Below are 21,093 nucleotides of genomic sequence, written 5' to 3' on the forward strand. Positions count from 1 at the left end.
GAGCGCTATACTCCTCGGCTAAATTTTGAATTTGACTAATTACAAGGACTCGCCCATGAAAGCGTTCGGCAAAATCCTGGGTCTGGTACTTCTCGGGCTGTTGCTGATCATTGTGGCGCTGGGCTTTGCCCTGACCCACCTCTTCGATCCCAACGACTACAAAGACGAGATCCGCCAGATAGCCCGCGACAAGGCCCACATCGAGCTGACGCTCAATGGCGATATCGGCTGGAGCCTGTTCCCGTGGCTGGGGCTGGAGCTGCACGATGCCAGTGTGGCGACCCTGGTCAAACCGACCGAACCGTTCGCCGACTTGCAGATGCTCGGCCTGTCGGTGCGCGTGCTGCCGCTGCTGCGCCGTGAGGTGCAGATGAGCGACGTGCGCGTCGAAGGCTTGAACCTGCGACTGGTCCGCGACAAGGACGGCCACGGCAATTGGGAAGACGTCGGCAAGGCACCGGCTCCGACCGACTCCGCCACCTCGACCACACCTGCCGTCACCGGCGAGCCTGTACCGCAAACCACTGCACAAGCGGAAAAACCGGCTCTGCCAATGCGCCTGGACATCGACAGCCTGACCGTCAATAACGCCAGGGTCGAGTACAACGACGAGAAAACCGGCAGGCAGTTCAGCGCCGAAAGCATTCAACTGAGCACCGGCGCGGTGCATGACTCCACCAACATCCCGGTCAAACTCACCGCATTCCTCGGCACCAACCAGCCAGTGCTGCGGGTCCGCACCGAGCTCAACGGCGAGTTGCGCTTCGAGCGCGCCTTGCAGCGCTACAAATTCGAAGACCTGAAACTGTCCGGTGAAGTCGCTGGCGATCCATTGCAAGGCAAGACCGTGACTTTCGCAGCCCAGGGCCAGTTGCTGCTGGACAAGGCCGCCAATGTCGCCGAGTGGACCGGCATCAAGATCTCCGCCAACCAGCTGCGGGCATTGGGCGAACTGAAGGTCAATGACCTCGACAAGACCCCGCAGGTCAGTGGCGGCATTTCGATTGCACAGTTCGACCTGGCACAATTCGTCGACAGCATCGGCCAACAACTACCGGCCATGGCTGAAGGCAGCCTGCGCAAAGTCGAACTGGTCAGCCGCTTGGCAGCCACGCCGACCAGCGTGGCGTTCGACAACATCAACCTGAAAGTCGACGACAGCTCCTTCAGCGGCCGCATTGCCGTCGAAGATTTCGCCAAACAATCGTTGCGCGCGGTACTCAAGGCCGACACTTTCAACGTCGACCGTTACCTGCGCCCAAAATCAGCCGAAGCCAACAGCGCGACACAAGTGCGCCAGGCTGAAGTTGCCAGTACCGAAGCCGATGCCCTGGCTGGCGCCGGCAGCACCCCATTGCCCCAGGCACCCACCAAGGAGGCGTGGAGCAACGAGCGCCTGCTGCCGGTGGAGCGCCTGAGCAAGCTCGATGTGGACGCCGACCTGACCTTCGGCCAACTGACCCTGGAAAAACTGCCGATCCAGAACGCGGCCCTGAAGGCGGCGGGCCAGGGCGGCCTGTTGACCCTGCAGAACCTTCGCGGTGATCTGTATGGCGGCACCTTTGAAGCCACGGGCACCCTCGACGTGCGCCAACCGGTGCCAGTGCTGAACATGCAGACGAAGATCAGCCGGGTCCCGGTCGAAAAAATCCTCGAAAGCCAGGGCAAGAATCCGCCCGTCAAAGGCCTGGTCACGCTCAACAGCGCCCTGACCGGCAGCGGCAACAGCCAGAAAGCGCTGATCGAAACACTCAATGGCAACGCCAGTTTCGTCATCAACAATGGCGTGCTGCTCAATGCCAACCTTGAACAGCAGCTGTGCAAGGGCATCGCCACCCTCAACCGCAAAACCCTCAGCGGCGAACCTCGTGGCAAGGACACACCGTTCCAGGAGCTCAAGGGCAACCTGACCTTGCGCAATGGCGTGGCCAGCAACCCGGACCTGAAAGTGCGCATTCCGGGCATGACCGTCAACGGTGACGGCGACATCGACCTGCGCGTGCTGGGCATGGATTATCGCGTCGGCATCATCGTCGAAGGCGACAAGAGCGACATGCCCGACCCGGCTTGCCAGGTCGGCGAGAAATTCGTCGGTATCGAGTGGCCATTGCGCTGCCGTGGACCGCTGGAACTGGGCGCCAAGGCTTGCCGCGTGGATAACGAACGCATGGGTCAGGTGGCAAGCAAGCTGGCCGGCGAGCGAATCAGCGAAAAAATCGACGAGAAGCTCGGTGACAAGGTCAGCCCGCAACTCAAAGACGCGCTCAAGGGGCTGTTCAAGCGATGAGAGCCGAGCAGTTTTCATCGGCGGTACTGGACTGGTTCGACCGCCATGGCCGTCACGATTTGCCCTGGCAGCAGGACATCAACCCCTATCGGGTGTGGGTCTCGGAAATCATGCTGCAGCAAACCCAGGTCAGCACCGTACTGAATTACTTCGACCGCTTCATGGCCTCGCTGCCAACGGTCCAAGCCCTGGCCGCCGCACCGGAAGACGAAGTGCTGCACCTGTGGACAGGCCTGGGTTACTACACCCGCGCGCGCAATCTGCAGAAGACCGCGAAAATCGTCGTCGAGCAGTACGGTGGCGAGTTTCCCCGTGACGTGGAAAAACTCACCGACCTGCCGGGCATCGGCCTGTCCACTGCCGGTGCAATCGCCAGCATCAGCATGGGCCTGCGCGCGCCGATCCTCGACGGCAACGTCAAACGCGTGCTGGCGCGCTTTACCGCACAAGAGGGCTACCCCGGCGAGCCCAAGGTCGCCAAACAGCTCTGGGCCAACGCTGAGCGCTTTACACCGCATGATCGGGTCAATGCCTACACCCAGGCGATGATGGATCTCGGCGCCACGCTCTGCACCCGCAGCAAGCCGAGCTGCCTGCTCTGCCCGCTGGCAAAGGGCTGCGAAGCGCACATGCTCGGCCTTGAAACCCGCTACCCGATCCCCAAGCCGCGCAAAGCCGTGCCACAGAAGCGCACGCTGATGCCGCTGCTCAGCAACGGCGAAGGCGCGATCCTGCTTTACCGTCGCCCGTCCACGGGCCTCTGGGGCGGCCTCTGGAGCCTGCCGGAACTCGACGACCTCGACGACCTGCAACATCTGGCTGCACAACACTCGCTGGAACTCGGAGCGCAACAGGCCTTGCCAAGCCTGGTGCACACCTTCAGTCATTTCCAGTTATCCATCGAACCCTGGCTGGTCCAGGTCCAGGAGAGCGGCCATCACGTGGCCGAGGCCGACTGGCTCTGGTATAACCTCGCCACCCCGCCGCGCCTGGGCCTTGCCGCCCCGGTCAAAACCTTGCTCGAACGCGCGGCCGCCGTATTGAACGCAGGAGAGTCGTCATGACCCGCACCATCATGTGCCGCAAGTACAAAGAAGAATTGCCCGCCCTGGAGCGCGCTCCATTCCCGGGCGCCAAAGGCCAGGACATTTTTGACCACGTCTCGGCCAAGGCCTGGGCCGACTGGCAAAAGCACCAGACCCTGCTGATCAACGAAAAACGCCTGAACATGATGAACGCCGAAGATCGCAAATATCTTCAGGGCGAGATGGACAAGTACTTCTCCGGCGAGGATTACGCCAAGGCCGAAGGCTACGTGCCGCCGTCGGAATAACCCCGATTTATCGGGGGTCGGAACGTAAGCGACGGTAATAATTAAATTTTTTTTGAAAACTTGCTTGACGACCCCCTGAAAAACCAGTTTAATGCGCCCCGTTGCCCAGATAGCTCAGTCGGTAGAGCAGGGGATTGAAAATCCCCGTGTCGGCGGTTCGATTCCGTCTCTGGGCACCACTAATTAATTTCAGGTGGTGCCAAAACCACCCGAAAGCCCACAAGAAGCCCGCCTAGTGCGGGCTTTTTGTTGTCTATGGTTGCCGAAACCGACCTAGGCAGCCCAAAGTTTTGGGGGCAGAGTTGGGGGCATGACCGGTTCGGTCATCTCGCATGCCCCCAAAATGGTGCTTCATGGCCCTGAAAGTCACGCCCCTGAGCGATTCCGCTCTCAAAGCAGCCAAGCCCAAGGAGAAGCCATACAAGCTTGCCGACGGCGAAGGCTTGTATCTCGAAGTCATGCCCACCGGCTCAAAGCTCTGGCGTCTCAAATATCGTCACCTCGGCAAAGAAAATCGATTGGCATTTGGCTCATACCCGGAAGTGACGTTGGTGCAAGCTCGCAAAAAGCGATCTGAGGCACGACAACTGATTTCTGAGGGCAAGGACCCTTCGCAAGAACGAAAATCCACCAGACGAGCGCAGAAGGTGGAGGGACTGACATTTGAGACGCTTGCACGGGAGTGGTTTGCCTATAACGCACCCCGCTGGGCAGAAAGCACCACCTACAAGGCCAAGCTGTACCTAGAGAATGATTTGATCCCCGGAATTGGTTCCCGCACGCTGAAAAGCATTACTCGACCCGATCTGGTGGAACTGGTTCGCAAAGTCGAGGCCAGGGGGACGCTGAACGCTGCCGGGAAAATTCGCCAGTGGCTGCACCAGATATTCCGTTATGGATTGGCCAAGGGCGTCGTAGAGTCGAACCCCGCCACCGATCTGGACGTGGTAGCCGCTCCCACGAAAGCGCCCCGCCATCATCCTCACGTCGCCATGGACGAGCTGCCCGAACTGCTGACCAAGTGCGACAACGCCAATATCAACCTTCTGACCCGCTGCGCCATTCGCCTACTGGTGCTTACCGCTGTTCGTCCTGGTGAGCTGCGAGCCGCGCCTTGGGCAGAGTTCGACTTAGATGCTGCGACCTGGACAATCCCTAAGGAACGCATGAAGGCCCGCCGCCCGCACGCTGTACCCCTGCCGAAACAGGCTGTCGAGATCCTGCGCCAACTCCAACCGATTACGGGCAAATACCCGCTTGTATTCGCTGGCCAGCAAAACCCAGATCGCCCCATGAGCGAGAACACGATTAACAAAGCGCTGCGTGTGATGGGTTACGAGAATCGCCAAACCGGCCACGGCTTCAGACATCTGTTATCCACTGAGTTGAACGGACGCGGATACAACAAGGACTGGATCGAGCGCCAGTTGGCGCACGGTGACTCTGATGGCATTCGCGACACGTACAACCATGCCAACTACTTGGAGCAACGCCGGGGAATGATGCAGAGCTGGGCTGATTCGATTGATGCGCTACTCATCGGCGTCGACGTGGTGAGCATTAAGCGAGCTTGATACATTGTGATTCATATAATCATTCCCAATGAGTTCTCAGGGTTCCTTTTTCAAGTGCAAGGCAGTTAACATATCGCTACCGCTGGATATTCATACAGCTAATAAATTAATGAGCTAGTCAAATGGTGAGATCTGGTACGGACGAACAGTTAGGTCCTTTCGGGCGTATAAAGCTCGACGGGATCTATGCCGATTGGGCGTCGAACCATCATTTGAACCCTCGCTTACTCGCTTCTGAACTCGCAGCAACTCTCGCAACCTTTGCTCCACTAGAACAACCAATCCAGACCTTTCATGCATGCGTCTTTTCAGAAGGTCGTTCAGATAGGAGCATCCAAATTACCCACGGGGCGCTCGTTGATTACTTTGAAGCCGCTAGTACTGGCCGACAAGCCGCAACAATCGGAACCAGCTTCGGACCGATACCGGCAGCGAACATTCTGATATGGCGAAAATGGATCGAGCGTCTCGTAGATGAAGCTACCGCCCGAACTGAGCTTGCAACCGGCCTCGCTCAACCTGCAAATGACAGTTGGACGCTCTCCCAGACCGTGCATGGGGCCGCCACAACGAACTGTGCACCATCTTCCTACCTCCCAAGCAGCTCCCCAGTCATTCTAAAAACGCAACAAGCGCAGTTGCGTCGTGATGGTGAAAAAAGCGCTAGCGAACAGCTTGACGAACAACAAATCGCGCGCCAAAAAGCAGAGCAAAAGATTGTTGAGCTTTCAACAAAACTTGAAATTCAAGAGACTCAAAATCGACTGCTTCAGGAAGAACTCGAACTTCAACGCCGCGAGCTTAACGAAGTGCGTAGGGCTAAGCGTGAAGCGGAAGACGAAGGCATCCGCATGGAAGAACAGTTGGAACAAGTCATGGGGCTTGCCGAATTTATGAATCAGGGTAATCAGCTTTCGCCACCTGATGGGCGTTTGATTGTTCAATGCTGGTGTGAAGTTACGCAGAACGGAACCATGGTTCCGGCCACTGGTTGGAGCTCGATTATCATCAAATGGTTTAAGGCCCGAGGGACAGTTCTCCCCGCAGTAAAAGTAAGGTTGTTCGTCACTGCTTTGACGGGATCTGATCGAAAAAAAGGCGGGGCCATAGCAAGAGCGAATAATAAGGGGTGACAGGTTACAGCCCTTGCCCAGCCTAGCCTGCAGAAAACCCCTCCGCAGAAAACCTAACCACCTGTGACACGTTAACTCCCACCTGTTACCTATTCCACATCAGCTTCAACCGCCAACATTTCCATCGTCACTACCCAAACCGCCTTAGGAGGCGCAGACGATGGCAAACGCTACCAACACCCCTACTCCCGCTCGGCGGTTTATCAAGCGCCAGGAAGTGGAATCGATCACTGGCCTGTCGTGCACGGAAATATATCGCCGCATCGCTGCCGATATCTTCCCAAAGCAAGTCAGCCTCGGCCCCAAGTGTGTCGTCTGGATCGAGGCCGAGGTTCTGGCCTGGTGTGATGAGCGCATCGCCGAAAGTCGTGGGGAGGCCGCCTAAATGTCCGACGCCGGAAAGGACAACCAGAACAAGCTGCACCTCCGTGAAAACAGCCTTTCGGCACAGCGCCGCTGCCTGCTCGACTGGATGCGTAACAGTGGTCCAATCGACACCCTGACTGCCCGCCGCGACCTTAATATTCTGATGCCTGCCTCGCGCATCAAGGAGCTGAAACACCAGGGTTACACATTCCACACCCGGCGCATCACGATCACTGACGAGCATGGCCGCTCCCACAGCAATATCGCGCTGTACGCCCTGATCGGTGAACCAGCACAGAAGGTGGCAGCATGAGCGCAATTACCCTGACCCAATCCCAAGGCGAGCCCCGTGTGGATAGTCGCGTGCTGGCCGAGCAGTTGGGTACGCAGCACAAAAGCAGCATTGAGCTGATCGACAAATACGCCGACAAGATCCGTCGTTTTGGCCATCTTCCGTTTCAAACCGAAGTTGGTAAACGCGCGCAAGGTGGCGGCAAAGCCGAACGCTTCGCCCTGCTGAACGAAGATCAAGCGTTCCTCCTGCTGGCGCTGTCTCGCAACACTGATCGCGTTGTAGAGCTGAAGTCGAGTCTGGTCATGGCGTTTCGCGAAGCACGTTATGGCATGGCCTGCCAAACGCTGCAGGCTCGCATACGGGAAGCAAGCCAGAGCGGTCGCCGGCTGGCTCACTGGCGCTATGAAAAGCCGGGGGCCTATCAGTATGTCGCGCACTTGCGGGAACAACTGCAGCTCACCCTCGGCCTGGAGGATGTGCGCCCTTGAACACCGCGCAGCCATCCCTTTCCCTTGCCATGCATCCCCGTAAGCGTTATGGTTTGCCCGTCGCTGCAAAATCAACGACCGACCTTGGCGGGTCGAACAGTAAACGGCGCAACAGCGCCCCCATTACGATTGCAGGCGCTTTTTTTGTGCCCGCATTCTCGTGTTATGGCGGGTTGCGCAGGAGCACCTTCGGGTGCGCCGGGTTCCGTTTACCCCGGTCCGCCAATCCTGTGCAACTCGCCACCCATCTCTGCTTGGCGGCAGACTGGAGTGGCTCCGATGAAGTAAACGGAGCTCCACCCATGAAACACGCCCTCAATCCGTCCAGCAACAGCCTGGCAATCGCCATCATCGGCGCCGAACTGATCGCCTATCGTGTCAACCGCTTGCCCGAGCAACGTGCCCACCTTCTTGGCTTGGTGCAGATGGCCGATACCCTCGGCGTACTGAGCAGCACCGACCGCGTCACACTCGCCACCTCCCTGTCAGTTGAGGAGGTGTAATGAACAACCTCCGCCAAATCACCGACGAAGCGCTCGACCTGATTGATGCCACCACCGATCACATCGGCTGGCTGACTGCCTTGATGACGGCCATTCGTGCCGACGCGAAACACAACAGGGGCCGCGACCTCGAAAAGCTGACCAGCTTGGGCCAGTACCTGAGCAGCGATTGGGATCACTATCTGGACGGGCAATCCAAGCGCCTGCGCGGTCAGCTTGATGTGATGGAGGCGTCCCTATGAACACCTTCAACTGCCTGCCTGACACACCGATTGTCGATCTGAACACTGAGCAACGCCGCACGCTGATTGACCTCATTACAGTCGAGCGCAGTCACGCCTCCCACTGGTGGTCGATGCTTAACGAAATGCGCTGCCGTGGGGAGTTGCCGCATTGGGTGAAAGAGCAAGAAGTCGGGTCTTCTCCGGATCATGACCGTTGGTTGACTGATTGCTACTCCACCAACAAAGCGTTGTTCGGGCGTGCCTCTGTGCGTGGTGAAGCCAGCCAGCAGATGTTTCGCTGCCAGCCTGATCTGAGGGGCTAAATGATGACGAACTTTCAACACTGCCAATCGGCGGTGACGCCCTCGGCTTGCCTGAAGAAAGTCACCAAGCCATCTAGCGTCACCCATCACGACGCCATACCGGTCTATTTTCGTGATGCGCTCCAGTCCGTCTATGGCCCACTCGATTGGCTGCCGGAGCCAGACGGTTTGATTCATCGCTTCCACGTTTCCGGCGACAGACAGGGCAGCGAAAACGGCTGGTATGTTTTGTACCTGGACGGCATCGCCTCGGGTGCCTTTGGCAGTTGGAAGGATGGTGGGACGCGCACCTGGTGCTCGCGTGAGCCGATCAATCCTCGCGAAGCGCTGGAGGTTCGCCAGCGCATCGAGCAGGCCAAGCGCCTACGCGAAGCCGAGCAGCAACAGCGCCAGCTCAAGGCCGCGATCCGAGCTCAGCGTTGGTGGCGTGATGCGCGGCGCGCTGATCCTGCCCACCCGTATCTGATCGCCAAGGGCGTCCGTCCGCATGGCCTGCGCCAGAGTGGTGACGCCTTGCTGGTGCCGCTGTATGTGGCGGGTGAGTTGGTCAACCTGCAGCGCATTGCCCGCGACGGTAGCAAACGCTTTCTGGCGGGGGGCCGGATCAAGGGCAGCTATTCGCCGCTGGGCGTCATCCTCCCGGGCCAGCCCTTGTGCATCTGCGAAGGCTGGGCCACGGGCGCCACGTTGCATCAGCACGGTTACGCCGTGGCTTGCGCCATGAACAGCGGCAACCTCAAGCCCGTAGCGCTCGCCCTGCGCGCCCGCTACCTAGAACAGCCAATCCTAATCGCCGGTGACGACGACCGGCTCACCGATGGCAATCCGGGGCGCACCGCCGCCAATGCCGCCGCCGCGCTCGTAGGCGGCCAAGTGGCGTTCCCAGAGTGGCCAGACGACGCCCCCGCCGACCTCACCGACTTCAACGACCTCGCCAATTGGAAGCGCGCCCATGTCCCTGCCTGATAGCAACGTCTTCAGCCTTCGGCCCGATGCGCCGACCGTTACGCCTGAGCGTCCATGCTGGGCCGTGTACGAACAATGGGTGACCAATGAGAAGGGCCGCAAGCTGCGCCCGGGTGTGTACCGCCACGGGTTCAAACGTGCCGCAGGTCAAGATGAGGACGATGCCGACAACGCCGCCGACGACCGCCCGATCATTGATGAATGGATCGCCAGCCCGGTGACCGTGACAGCGCGGACGACCAATAGCGATGACGGCAGCGAGGGACGTTTGCTGCGCCTGTTTACCGACAGCGGCATCAAGGAATGGATTATTCCCATGGAGGTGTTCGGCGGCAGCGGCGAAGATGCTCGCCGCCAGTTGTTCGGCATGGGCGTCATCATTGCGTTAAAGAAGCGCGCCGCCTTTATGGAGTACCTGCTGGAGCAACGCCCGGAAGAAGTGTTCGCCACCACGGGCCGTCCGGGCTGGCATGAGTCGGGGGCCTTTGTCTTGCCGGGGCGCACCCTCGGCAGTGACAAGGTGCGTTATCAGGCCAGCGGCAAAGGCCAGAACCTGTTCAGCGTGCGCGGTGAGCTGGGGCTCTGGCAAAGCGAAGTCGCCGCCAAGTGCGCGGGCAATCCGGTGCTGACGCTGGCGATTGGCTGTGCACTGGCCGGGCCACTGCTGAGTCTGGTTGGCGTACTCGGTGGCGGTGTGCACCTGGTGGGCGACAGTTCCAGCGGCAAGTCGTTGGCGCAGTTGATTGGCTCATCGGTATGGGGTGACCCCGGCGTGTTCGCCGCCAGTTGGGACATGACCAAGGGTGGCTTGGAAATCGAAGCCGCCGGGCGCAATGACACCTTGTTGCCACTGGACGAAATCAAACGCGCCGATCCCAAGCGCGTGCAGGAAATGGCGTACTCGCTGGCCAACGGCCAAGGCAAGGGCACCATGACCCGCGAGCGGGAGGGGCGGGCCAAACTGAGCTGGCGCCTGCTCACCCTGTCCAGTGGTGAACGCTCCCTCTCCGAGCACGCCGCCATTTCCGGCAACGCCGCCCACGCCGGTGCCGAACTGCGCATGGTCGACGTGAATGCAGGCACTCGCGCTCACCGCGCCTTCGATGAGTTGCACGGTCTGGAAGGGGCCGACTTTCACCGGCTGCTTACTGTGGCCGTAGGTGCCCACCATGGTCATTTGGGTTCAGCGTTCGTCGAGCAGTTGCTCGCCAGCGATGACCGCCCCGGCCTGCTGGAACACTTCGCCAACGTGCGCGCCAAGTTCGTCGAGGACAACGCTCAAGCCGGTCGTGTCGCCGACCGCTTCGCTGTGATTGCCCTGGCCGGGGAAATGGCCATCGCCTATGGCCTGTTGCCTTGGGCACCGGGCAGTGCCCTGACCGACTGCCAGTTGCTGTATGGCGAGTGGCTGGCGCGGGTCGGTAGCGGCAATGCCGAAGACCGGCAGATCCTCGCTGGCATCCTCGACTTTATCGACAAACACGGCAGCAGCCGCTTCTCCGATGTGGACGACCACACACCCGACTCCAAGGTGTTCAACCGGGCCGGGTACTGGGAGGTATCCCTGGGTAAACGTCTGTACCTGTTCAACAAGTCAGCGCTGGTTGAGGCAGCCAACGGTTATGGCCTCAGCCGTGTGGTCAAGGCGCTGGATGGCGTGGGTGCTTTCGCCAAGCGCGACACCGACCGAGACAGTCGCAAGACCAAAAAATATCGCCTGCCCGGTGGCGGATCAGCGCGCCTGTATGTCGTCGACGCCGAAGCCATGGACCTGGAGGCCGCCCATGTATGACCACTCAACCTCAATGGCCGACTTCACAGGAACCTAGTTTTGTGGGGAACGCGGGGAACAGTGGGAACAGCCAATGTTTCCGGGGCCTTGGGGCGTTCCCCCTTATAGAGATGTTGGGGAACAGGGGGAACACACACCTGTTTTTCTATAAACGACCGTGCTTCTACCCAGCGATCTGGCGGGAGGTGCTCGGCACATAAGGCATGGCCAGCCGCCGATTTACCTCACCTTATTATTTTTTGGAGAACCACCCATGACGAACAACACTCAAGCAATGAAACCCAACAACGCCAAATTGCTGAAGGAGCTGGAGAGCAAGAAAGCCGAGTGGAAGCGAGAAATTAAAGTGCTCGAGGAGCAAAGCGAGCCGTTGCGGGAGGCGCTTGATGGCCTGCCGTTACGCATTGAAGACTGCACTCAAGAGCAGTGGCAGCAACGAAGCCATTTACAGAATGAGGTGTCCAAACTGGAGCGCCCCGCTTCAAGTCTGAAGACGCAACTGGTGTACCTGGACAAGGACATCGAGCGCGTGTCCACGCTGCTCGATGCTGACAAGCAGATTGTGGCCAACAACAAACGCGACCAGGAGCTCACGTCAGAAGTTGGTCGCCTGCGGGACGGTGTCGAGCGTGTACAGAGCGCCATGCAGGATATTGAAACTAGGCACGAAGAGGCTGGGAAGAACGCTGAGATGGCGTTACAGCTCGCGGTGCAAGCGCGTGCTCGAGCTACGGCGACGGGTGACTTTCTCGCCAGCACCGCCGCAGAGAAGGCAACGCAGAAAGCGACGACAGAACACCAGCAGGCCCATCAAGCTAAGGAGCGTGACGAGCCTCTGCTGATCGCCTTGCGGGCCGAAGCTGAAGCGATTGAGGCGAAGATTGCGAGTGCGCTGAAGGAACAGGACATTGCCCGGGAGAAGGTCCGGACGTCGCAGATCGCCAAGCTGGAGGACGACTGGGATCAACAGGTGCAGGCACTGGTGAACATTGGCAGCCACCTGGTGAACCTCGGCAGCAATGAAGCCTTTCGCTCTATGAAGATTCCGCACATGGCGGACCGTAGCCGCTCAATTATTTACCGCGACCTGCTCGATGACTCGCGGGTACTACACGGGTGAAGCCGGCCGTAGAGAAAGTAAGTCTGTACCGCACGTGGGTCGCCAGCGCCGTCGAACGACCGGTGTGCCGCGGCTTTGAAACCGTAGGCAAGAAGGTCGTGTTCTGGTCGGTGGTCTGCTGGGAGGCGGTCAAGTCAGGAGGCGAACGGAGCATTGTTCGTCCGCTCGCCACCGAGCAAAAGGCGCAGTGGGCGACTCAGGTGCTGACTGCGCATTACCCGGGGCGGGTGTATGCCTCGCTACGCGAGATCAGCGAGAAGGAAGTCGAGGCTGCTCAGATGGAGGTTTTCGAGCGTTCGGTGATGGATGACGTGGTGGCCTTGGAACTGGCCGACAAGTACGCGATAGCGCCGGATTAACCGCTTGGCTTTGAGGTGACCGTAGGCCGCTGGGTTCACACCCTGGCGGCCTTTTTCATTCGTACGCCACACACCGTTGCATCAAGCAACCCCGCCAGCAGTCATTCAACGAGGTGCCCAGGCTGCGCGTTTTTTCAATGATGGTGTTAGACAGGGGTTCAGTTCAGTCACGGCGCAGGTAGACAGGCGTTAGATTTAAAGATTCACAAACCAGCCCGCATGCCACGAACGGCGGGGGCTGCAAGACGACACCACAATTTGTTAAAGCCGAGGTTTGAAAACTCCAAAAGCTCATTGCAGAGCAAGACAGGAGCAAGATGCCCGACGACACCGGAACCGCTGAAGGCAGCGTCGTGTAAGGCCTGGAGCTGAAAGCAGAAATTAATCTTATAAGAGGATTCAAAACGGCAAAGCGCGTTAATGGCGTGTCCGCTCCCCTTCTACAGGGTGCAAGTCCTGCACCCCGTGATGCGCTCAGTTTTGAGCGTATCTTCTGCCAAAATCCACAGTGTCAGCTAACGAAAAAGTAACGCTCCGAGCGTTAGCATGCCGTTACACAACCACTCGACGACCAGCCAATGACTGTGCGACACCTAGGTGCTCGCTTCCGTGTGTAGTTTCCAGCACACCACAGAGTGGCGACTTCACCACACTGTGTTGATTTCAACACAGTGGAAAGCTTCCTTCACTGATTGCTGCCCTCTTTACCTGAATCGTGGATTTCCCTGAATTTCACGGGTCCTCCCGAGGGGGTGGGCCTAGGGGGTAATTCGGGCCCCGCTGCTTCGCTATATATGACCTTTTTCCGGTGTTTGGTTGTTGTTTTGTCGATCACCGAAAACCCCGCACCCTGCGGGCTTTGCGGCTCAGATTACCGCAACGACTCGGGCGAATCATATCGATGGGGGAATGGCCCAGGTTGACGTATTGCCGATGAGCAGGCCTCGATGGCGAAACAGCCATTAGCAGCATGGCCTGACCGATCGATTACCGTTTAGGTCGTTAGATACGGGGTGAAATTGGTGACGGCTCGTGTAGACGGGTGTTAGATCCGGAGATTCTGGTAATCCTCTGGAGCCCTTGAAAAACAAGGGCTACAAGGACTTTCAGAAAACAACCATAGGTGAGGATTTAAGAGCGCCTGTAGCTTAAGGTGTAGGCCCCTATGCAGCTATCTGACGGAATGACTGAAGCAATCCCTCTTGCCGCGTGGGGGGAAGCTTTCACATGATGGCGTTTTGGCGCAGCATCGATAACAATGGCGATAGTAGCTAATGTTTTTTGGAGATGTGAGACCGTATATTCGTCAGCATGACTCCTAAGCAAAGATAGATCGAAAATATCTGTCACTTATTTAACAATAATATTTTAGGTATGAAAATTGATCGCTGATAGTGCTGGCAGTATAAACCTAGGAAGTCCGCTAGTTAACTTGGCCCTTTTGGAAACATTGAAGTCTGATAAAATCCAAGATGAAATAGATCTTTTTCTTCCGTTTGTCGCTGTAACGATATGTGAAATTGGCAAACCAATCATTGAGATTTTCGACGTTCAAACGAAGCTAGCAGAGCTTTTTGGATTTCGCCCGCCACTTTCAGCTATTAAAGTCTTAATGAGTAGGGCCAAACGGCGAGGCCTACTTGTCAAAGAAAACTCCGCCTTCATTCCGATACACGAAAAGATAAAGGAATGGTCCAACGGATACGAAGGAAAAAAAGAAGACATCAACATCTCTCTCGACAGCTTGAAGGAAGAACTAATTCAATTCACGCTAGATCGATTCAATAAAGAGCTGCATCTCGCTGAAGCAGAGCAGTTGATATTTAGATTTATCGAGGAAAACGTTTCAGCTGTCCTCAGTCAACGCGCATATAACAAAGCCGAAATGAATCAAAGCATAAAAAACACAGGGCATATAATTGCATCTTTCATTAGTCATATCCACAGAAAAGAACCGTTGCTTTTAGAGCATTTTGGCAGATGCGTAAAGGGCATGCTATTAGCCAACTATTTATTTTTCGCCGACAAAATAAACAGCAAGAAAACTTTTGAAAAAATGACTGTTTACTTAGACTCCCCTCTGGTCATTGGCCTGCTAGGTTTCAACGGAGCTCAAAATAAACAAGCAAATCAAGAGTTTATTGATTTGTTGATGGCGCTTAAAATTCAAGTATACATTTTTGATAGAACACTGGACGAAATAGAGAGATTGCTCTCCGCCTGGAAAGCGGATATCTCCAAAAAATCCTATAACAGATTTAATACTAAAACTTTGGAGCTATTACGGTCTCAGGGCTATGATGAAGCACGTCTAGATACTGAGATTAAAACATTATCGCGATCCATCGAAAGTTTCGGTATCGTAATTAAATATGGATTTTCGGCAAAAGAACGGTATCAATGTGATGAAAAAGAGCTAGAAGCCGCGATTGCGAAAAACTTCAAAAAGAATAAAAATCTCGAGCACGACACGATTTGCATCTCGCGAGTTCATAACTTGCGAGAAGGGCGATTTATCAAAGAGTTAAGCGAGCAGTACTCAGTATTTGTTACTGGAAACAGTGGCTTGGCAAAATTTGCTAATGGTTACTTCACCAAGACCAACTATCGATCGTCTATACCTGTTGTAGTTTCCGAGCAGTGGATGACAGTTATGTTCTGGCTTAAAAACCCAGATATTTCAGGTAAGCTTCCTACAGATAAGATAGTAGCAACAGCCTACAGCTTACTATATACGGATGACAAGTTCTGGGATTCGTTCCTGACCCGCATGGAATCAATTCAGAAGAGAGGATTGCTCTCCGAGGAAGATTTTGTAGTCGTTCGCTGGGACTCGGACTTGCTGAAGCTTGTACACGATGTATCTGTCGACGTTGGAGAGGACTTTTCTGAGGATGATGTATTTGAAATAGTCGGGGCGATAAAAGCTAAAAGCGAAGAAGCATCTAGGAAACTCATTTCTGATATACACATGGCCGCCGAACTTGAGCTTCAAACCCAGAAAGATCAGTCGCGTGACGAAATAGAGGCTGTGCTTTCAACTAATCAGAAACTAACTGAACGGTATACCGCACTTGAGAGAAACATTTCAAAGTTCGCCGGCTATGTTTCTGGTACTATCTCGCTTCTCTTCTGTTTATTTGTTGTGTTCTGCTTCAGCATTGCAACCCTACAGGCGTTACCTTCAACAATAATTCCGGATGAATTTAAGCCTAAATTTCTGTTTGATGCGTTTCCTGCTGTAGTGCTGATCGTGACGGCAATCTGGGGACTCGTCAGCTGGATGTTTGGTCTTGATGTACTAAAGATGCACAAAAAACTCAAAGCTTGGGTAACAGAGAAAGTACTAAGCTTCTTTACAACTTGAGTTTCGTAAAATTGATCTGCTGCACGCAGTACAAAAGAAGGCTCCGCCTCAGCGGCAGAGCCTTTAATCCATAGATTAACGAGATTTTGAGTACCAGTAGCTACTGTCAGGCCTAATCTCACCTGGTCGATACCCATACCGTTCTCTCAATGTCGGCATAAGATCGGAATAACTGTCTCCGAGGGTATCTTGTATCATCGCTACGTAGGTATCAAAGGTAGGGTGCTTGCGCCAATAGTTGCCGTAGATGGCATCGAAAAGGGAGCGATCAAACCACCCACGCAGCAGCAGAAGTAAACCGTCTATTTTGTCCTCAGTGCTCTGCCCGTTAGTAGCGCGCTCTCGCCCATCGCTCTTCATACGCTCGCGGTGAACAAAGTTACCAGGAAGGTAGTCCAGGGACACGCATGCTTCATGGAACTGATCGTGATGCTTACGGTGCAATTGACGATCGTCTTTTAGATCTGAGGCAAAGCTAAAGTCGCAGTACGAGCATTTGCTCACGCCATCTGCGTGGTCGGAGAGGTGCACGTGAAGTATCAGCCACTTGTCATACAGCCGAATGGCCTCATGATAATCCCGCACACCCAGAAGTTTGGCAGCAGCCTTATCCAGCCGTTGGCCAAATTTAAGAGGGGGGTTAGTGCTTTCAAGCTGCTTAGCCAAGTATTTGACTTGCTTGATGTCGCAAGAGGTAATCTGCATTTCCAGCTCCGGAGAGGCTGCGCCTGGCGTCCACTGCAAGGTCACCTGAATGATCAGGTTAGGTATTTCGACAATCACGATAATGCTGACGCTTCGCCTTTGTGGACGGCCGGCACCTACCGGGCACCTTGAAGCGGAGGCTAGCATTGCCATGCTTCGCATGGCAATCGACACAGCACAACTACCTCCTCACCTCTAGCTTCGATCAGGACGTAGCCCGCGGTCGGCGATAACGCATTTGAAGGGTCAAGTGCAATTCAATTACGCAGCCACATCAAACAACAGTCGGTCCTTTCCAGAAACACGCGGGGACCCTGGCGATTTCGGGAGAATACGGGTGCGAAGACTCGCGTGATCGCGTTAGCGGCAGGGTCTGAAAGTTAGTTGACAGGTTGACAAGAAAATCCTGAATTTTGAGCTGTCGGTGACGTGCAACTCATAGCCGATTTTCTGTACAGCCCCCGCAAACGCTAAGCGCGGTGTGCGTAGAGGCTTCGTCAGTTGCCCCCCGAACAGAGGCTCGAAATCCTTGTCAACCTTGTCAAGTAAGTTGACAAGGTTGACAGCTGCCGGGGGCAAAACCGCAGGACTGCTAGTTACCAGTGGGGAAACTGAATAAGCAGTCTGGCAGGCACTCGGAGTGAGTGCAGTTATTGATGAGGGCGATGCCGGCGGAGGGGAGCTAGGTTGACGTATCTGATGTACCGGTGAGCTATTCCCGAACTTGACGATTTTCTAGGAAATTTAGCCGATTCAGAGGGTCAGTACGGAAGCAGGTATTTACCCTGTGAGATCGACTGAAGGTGATTCATGTAGCTGTTGAGCCCTTCGACGACCTCTTCGACCTTGTTTGGACTGGCTCTACCAAAAACTATGCTAAGGGCGACATTTACGTCGGGCCTCGCTCGAACCTTTTGCGAAACCAGGTCGAAACCCGAACGCTTCATAATCAAATAAATGGCTTCCTCAAGGGTAATAATTTTTTCCCAGAGACTATCTACGATAGGTTCTGCTGATATCTCAGAGAGGGCGATCAATGCTCTTTTATCGCCAGTGATGAGGGAGTCGTCTTCGTCCTGACTTACGGCCGCAAACAAAATCGCTTCTCCGCTGTCGATATCCGGACGATTTAGTTTGAGGATCGTATTGGCTGAGTCAGTATTTACTTGGACCTCTGCCGCAGCCTCTACAAGTCGCTTAGCCGTCTCAACCGCGTCTGGTGACCCCAGTTTCTTTAGGGCAGCATCGGGTTTGTTAAGCTTAAGCTGAAAACGGAGCTGAGGAAGCACCGCAAAATCACTGAGCGAGCACCCAAGCCCAAGTGCAAGCTCGTCTAGAAGCAAGTATTGGCACAGGGACTTAGCAGCGTCGCTATCAAGTAGGTACACGTGTGATTGACCCGAAGCCTTGGATCGCAAGCACGTGCTCCCTATTTTCGTCACTTAGAGCCCCGAGATCTACGTTTTGTATGAACCACTGATGAAGCAGCTCAATCGCCCCCTGAGATTCTGCGATATAACCCAAGGCTTGATTTGCTCGAGCCCAATCGTCGTTTTCTCTAGCGTAAGAAAGAATTAGGTGGCCAGGATCGACTCCAAGCTGCTCTCCAGCCAAGACGGCATTCGAGGCTAGCACTGCTGCTGAGTCCGTTCTCCCGACAGCTTTAAGCACATTTGCATGCCCATTCCTCAACAGTGTGAGAGCGAAAGAGTCAGCCTCTTTCTCCTCCGCATCCTTCCTAGTAGCGTCACTCCCAGCCAAAGCATCGGTAACCTCTGCAATATCCTCATCGATGATGACACCATTTTCACCAACGTGGCCGCACACGATATGAGCGAGTTCATGCGCAAGGACGAATAGCTGCCGAGCATGCTGGGGACTGTTAAAACCCAAAACGATTGCGGGCCGACCTTGAACCGATACGGCCATACCGGTCATCCGCTTCGAGGTTTTTGGCAGGTCCTTGAGAAATAAAACCGGAATACCCCTGGACCAGCAAAGAGCCAGAAGCCCCTCAAAACCTACGCTATTTCTACCTGAGAGCTTGCGAACCAGACTCCCGATAAAATTCGGGTCAGAAGGAAGTGGATCGTATGGCGCTCTGGTGCTGAAAACTGAAAGTCGAGCCAAAGCCATGCCTAGACTGGCTGCTATGTTCAGCTCCCCTTCTTCTGTATCTCTTCTTCGCTTGAATCGAGCATTGGGCGTAGCAGCGTCGATTGAGAGGCTGCCATCTTGAGCAAAATTCACAATCAAGCCCAAGCGCTGCTTGAGCAACAGTGCGAACTGGAAGGCCCCGGCGCTAGTCTTGAAGAGGCTGTGATCCCACCAGTCGGGCAATAGTCGCTCAACGTAAGGGCGCGGATACCCAGCAGCCTTAAGACTTTCAAACGCGGACTTTACTGTTATTGGAGTCGTTGCCTCATGCATAGCACCCTCCCATAACATAAGATTCTACGACCATTTTCACACGCAAGCCCTTCGATGGGCAAAGCGCAGTTCAGTAAGGCGACGAGCGTGCTCCTCACTGCCATACCAGACAGCATAAAAGCATGAGCCTGGGGTGTCACTAATGAGCCAAGCTACCGATCGCTGTATGCGTTAAACTGACTAGCTGTCCGGCAGGGCACTGGTAGCCACCGAGATTTGGATAATGCGCGAAGCCGCGATCAAACGAGCACTTACCCACTACCTCGATACCTCGTTGGGTATCCACCCTGGCTTGTTCCTAGAGGAGCTACAGCTTAGTGGTGGGGAGGCTCGCGCGGACCTTGTCCATATCTACGACATGCATTGCTACGAGATCAAGAGCGAGGCCGATTCTCTGAAGCGCCTTATCGGTCAAGGATCCCGTTACGCTCGCATTTTCGATCACATCACGTTAGTGACTGCGGAATGCCATCTCAAGAATGCGCTTCCTTTGCTGCCACCTTGGTGGGGGATAATCCTCGTTCCTGAGGTACCTGAGGCCGGGTTTAAGCATATCCGGGCTGCAAGACCTAATAAACGCCAGGAGCCCGAGGTTCTTGCCTCTTTACTCAAGAGAGAAGAAGCTCTTCACCTGTTGACCGAGATGGGTAAGGTCCGAGGTTGGAAGAGTAAGAGCCTTTACCTCATCCAGGCTTACATTGCAGAACTACTCACGCTTCCCGAACTTAAGACTAATGTTCGGGATTACCTCCTCAAGCGAGTCGAGGAGGCTACACCTCAATATTCTGCCTGCACGTCTTAATACTGCTCCTTAATCACTGTAGCAAGGTGATGACACCAACCCTCAGTGAAGTGGAAGAGACCAGCGTTCTTCTTCTTGATCGCCGGGTTCGCTCGATCTGCAATTAGTTCGTCCCCATAGGAGTAATCTCGGCCTTTGAAGGAGGCTGCATGCACGGTCACCATCAAACTTGAGATAGCAACTGAATGCTCTGACTTACTTCCGTCAGCGCGCAATACCAACCAATCAAGGCTCCTTGCATAGCGAATGGCAACACGGCCCCCGCGGCGAGTTAGTGTCTCTTCAGTCCAGCGCGGAGATATCGTTCCATAGTCTGAATATCCTAGACACAATGCCGGAGCATGGGCATTCAACGCTGCCCATAGAGACCAATCTCGACGCGGCAGGATAGCTACTGCTTTTACGGCTGCAAGGCTCTCAGGGAACGCACCTGACGCCACATGAATTTGGGAAAACCCTGCATTCTTTAGCGTCGCCACCATGCCTGCAAAAACGGTGAGTTCAGCGGGTTCCCAAGCGGGAGTAACACCGAAATCGATCATAAGATGAATGCGATTGCCAGGCGTTGATAGTGCCTGTGCCGCCATCATCGTCTGAGTGTAGTGCTCATGGTTGATCGCCATTCCATTGATGCGTAAGCGTAGGTAAATCTCAGGGAAAGATTGCACTAGACCTAGTAATGCCGGGCGTAACAGAGGTACATCGAGCGGATTGATAACCGGAATAATTGGGAAACGGTTAGCTTTTGCGACCTGAAGGAACGCTTCGAGCTCTAAGAGACGGACGCCAACGAGCCGTCCTGCAGGATTTGCATAGTCTACTAATGCAGGAGCTCCCCAAACCGTTTGGAAATTCCCGATCAGACCGTTGTGCTGATCCGAGTGACGGACCTCGATACATGGGCAAACATAGGGCTTAACGTCTCCCCGAGTTTGAAACAAAGCCCGCTGCTCCCATGCCTGCCACTTGATGATCGGAATGTAGTACGGGTGGCCGGGAAATCTAAGTGCCATTTATCGTCCTTGG

Annotated in this window: 21 protein-coding genes and 1 tRNA gene; 18 read left to right on the top strand and 4 right to left on the bottom strand. The window is 55.3% G+C overall.

What is annotated here, in order from left to right; translation table 11 throughout:
• Nucleotides 1-55 precede the first annotated feature (55 nt).
• The 17 genes from AC07OG_RS03895 (at nucleotide 56) to AC07OG_RS03975 (ending at nucleotide 16,130) form a co-directional block, all read left to right on the top strand.
• Complete coding sequence (locus tag AC07OG_RS03895) at nucleotides 56-2,287, top strand: AsmA family protein (protein ID WP_495066257.1); 2,232 nt, start codon at nucleotides 56-58, stop codon at nucleotides 2,285-2,287.
• On the top strand, nucleotides 2,284-3,351 hold the full coding sequence (mutY, locus tag AC07OG_RS03900; RefSeq protein ID WP_495066258.1) for an A/G-specific adenine glycosylase: 1,068 nt from the start codon (nucleotides 2,284-2,286) through the stop codon (nucleotides 3,349-3,351). Before AC07OG_RS03895 ends, mutY begins: the two co-directional genes overlap by 4 nt.
• Nucleotides 3,348-3,620, top strand: a complete 273-nt coding sequence (locus tag AC07OG_RS03905) for an oxidative damage protection protein (RefSeq protein ID WP_057397205.1) — start codon at nucleotides 3,348-3,350, stop codon at nucleotides 3,618-3,620. Before mutY ends, AC07OG_RS03905 begins: the two co-directional genes overlap by 4 nt.
• A 103-nt stretch (nucleotides 3,621-3,723) precedes the next feature.
• A tRNA-Phe gene (locus AC07OG_RS03910) sits at nucleotides 3,724-3,799 on the top strand.
• A gap of 174 nt (nucleotides 3,800-3,973) precedes the next feature.
• Entirely contained in the window at nucleotides 3,974-5,194 is a 1,221-nt protein-coding gene (locus AC07OG_RS03915; RefSeq protein WP_495066259.1) for a tyrosine-type recombinase/integrase, read from the top strand.
• Nucleotides 5,195-5,316: 122 nt separating this feature from the next.
• Nucleotides 5,317-6,327: a hypothetical protein gene (locus tag AC07OG_RS03920; protein ID WP_495066260.1), complete on the top strand. Its 1,011-nt coding sequence runs from the start codon at nucleotides 5,317-5,319 to the stop codon at nucleotides 6,325-6,327.
• Between the two features lie 160 nt (nucleotides 6,328-6,487).
• A complete protein-coding gene (locus tag AC07OG_RS03925) occupies nucleotides 6,488-6,712 on the top strand; it encodes a helix-turn-helix transcriptional regulator (RefSeq protein WP_495066261.1) in 225 nt (74 codons plus the stop codon).
• Complete coding sequence (locus tag AC07OG_RS03930) at nucleotides 6,713-7,006, top strand: helix-turn-helix domain-containing protein (RefSeq protein WP_495066262.1); 294 nt, start codon at nucleotides 6,713-6,715, stop codon at nucleotides 7,004-7,006. It begins immediately after the preceding gene.
• Complete coding sequence (locus tag AC07OG_RS03935; protein WP_495066263.1) at nucleotides 7,003-7,476, top strand: Rha family transcriptional regulator; 474 nt, start codon at nucleotides 7,003-7,005, stop codon at nucleotides 7,474-7,476. Before AC07OG_RS03930 ends, AC07OG_RS03935 begins: the two co-directional genes overlap by 4 nt.
• A 302-nt stretch (nucleotides 7,477-7,778) precedes the next feature.
• Entirely contained in the window at nucleotides 7,779-7,979 is a 201-nt protein-coding gene (locus AC07OG_RS03940) for a hypothetical protein (RefSeq protein ID WP_495066264.1), read from the top strand.
• Nucleotides 7,979-8,221 carry a hypothetical protein gene (locus tag AC07OG_RS03945; RefSeq protein ID WP_495066265.1) on the top strand — a complete coding sequence of 81 codons (243 nt, stop codon included), beginning with the start codon at nucleotides 7,979-7,981 and terminating at the stop codon, nucleotides 8,219-8,221. Before AC07OG_RS03940 ends, AC07OG_RS03945 begins: the two co-directional genes overlap by 1 nt.
• Nucleotides 8,218-8,526, top strand: a complete 309-nt coding sequence (locus tag AC07OG_RS03950) for a hypothetical protein (protein WP_495066266.1) — start codon at nucleotides 8,218-8,220, stop codon at nucleotides 8,524-8,526. The genes AC07OG_RS03945 and AC07OG_RS03950 overlap by 4 nt, the downstream gene beginning before the upstream one ends.
• A gap of 3 nt (nucleotides 8,527-8,529) precedes the next feature.
• Nucleotides 8,530-9,492 (top strand): toprim domain-containing protein, encoded by a 963-nt coding sequence (locus tag AC07OG_RS03955; RefSeq protein ID WP_495066267.1) that lies wholly within the window; start codon nucleotides 8,530-8,532, stop codon nucleotides 9,490-9,492.
• A complete protein-coding gene (locus AC07OG_RS03960) occupies nucleotides 9,479-11,284 on the top strand; it encodes a DUF927 domain-containing protein (protein WP_495066268.1) in 1,806 nt (601 codons plus the stop codon). The genes AC07OG_RS03955 and AC07OG_RS03960 overlap by 14 nt, the downstream gene beginning before the upstream one ends.
• Before the next feature lie 253 nt (nucleotides 11,285-11,537).
• Complete coding sequence (locus tag AC07OG_RS03965) at nucleotides 11,538-12,404, top strand: hypothetical protein (RefSeq protein ID WP_495066269.1); 867 nt, start codon at nucleotides 11,538-11,540, stop codon at nucleotides 12,402-12,404.
• Nucleotides 12,401-12,763 (top strand): hypothetical protein, encoded by a 363-nt coding sequence (locus AC07OG_RS03970; RefSeq protein ID WP_495066270.1) that lies wholly within the window; start codon nucleotides 12,401-12,403, stop codon nucleotides 12,761-12,763. The genes AC07OG_RS03965 and AC07OG_RS03970 overlap by 4 nt, the downstream gene beginning before the upstream one ends.
• A 1,381-nt stretch (nucleotides 12,764-14,144) precedes the next feature.
• On the top strand, nucleotides 14,145-16,130 hold the full coding sequence (locus AC07OG_RS03975) for a hypothetical protein (protein ID WP_495066271.1): 1,986 nt from the start codon (nucleotides 14,145-14,147) through the stop codon (nucleotides 16,128-16,130).
• A gap of 75 nt (nucleotides 16,131-16,205) precedes the next feature.
• Here AC07OG_RS03975 and AC07OG_RS03980 read toward each other — a convergent pair whose 3' ends face one another.
• From AC07OG_RS03980 to AC07OG_RS03990, 3 genes are all read right to left on the bottom strand, one after another.
• Entirely contained in the window at nucleotides 16,206-16,988 is a 783-nt protein-coding gene (locus AC07OG_RS03980) for a hypothetical protein (RefSeq protein WP_495066272.1), read from the bottom strand.
• A gap of 608 nt (nucleotides 16,989-17,596) precedes the next feature.
• On the bottom strand, nucleotides 17,597-18,223 hold the full coding sequence (locus AC07OG_RS03985; protein WP_495066273.1) for a hypothetical protein: 627 nt from the start codon (nucleotides 18,221-18,223) through the stop codon (nucleotides 17,597-17,599).
• The gene (locus AC07OG_RS03990; protein WP_495066274.1) at nucleotides 18,210-19,175 is read right to left on the bottom strand and encodes an ImmA/IrrE family metallo-endopeptidase; all 966 of its coding nucleotides are present in this window, start codon (nucleotides 19,173-19,175) and stop codon (nucleotides 18,210-18,212) included. The genes AC07OG_RS03985 and AC07OG_RS03990 overlap by 14 nt, the downstream gene beginning before the upstream one ends.
• Before the next feature lie 313 nt (nucleotides 19,176-19,488).
• On the opposite strand from AC07OG_RS03990, the gene AC07OG_RS03995 reads away from it, so the two are divergent.
• Nucleotides 19,489-20,067: a sce7726 family protein gene (locus AC07OG_RS03995; RefSeq protein WP_495066275.1), complete on the top strand. Its 579-nt coding sequence runs from the start codon at nucleotides 19,489-19,491 to the stop codon at nucleotides 20,065-20,067.
• On the opposite strand, the gene AC07OG_RS04000 is transcribed toward AC07OG_RS03995, so the two are convergent.
• Nucleotides 20,064-21,080, bottom strand: a complete 1,017-nt coding sequence (locus AC07OG_RS04000) for a beta family protein (protein WP_495066276.1) — start codon at nucleotides 21,078-21,080, stop codon at nucleotides 20,064-20,066. The genes AC07OG_RS03995 and AC07OG_RS04000 overlap by 4 nt on opposite strands.
• Nucleotides 21,081-21,093 lie beyond the last annotated feature (13 nt).

This window comes from Pseudomonas sp. GW821-FHT09H03 (genome assembly GCF_059415945.1).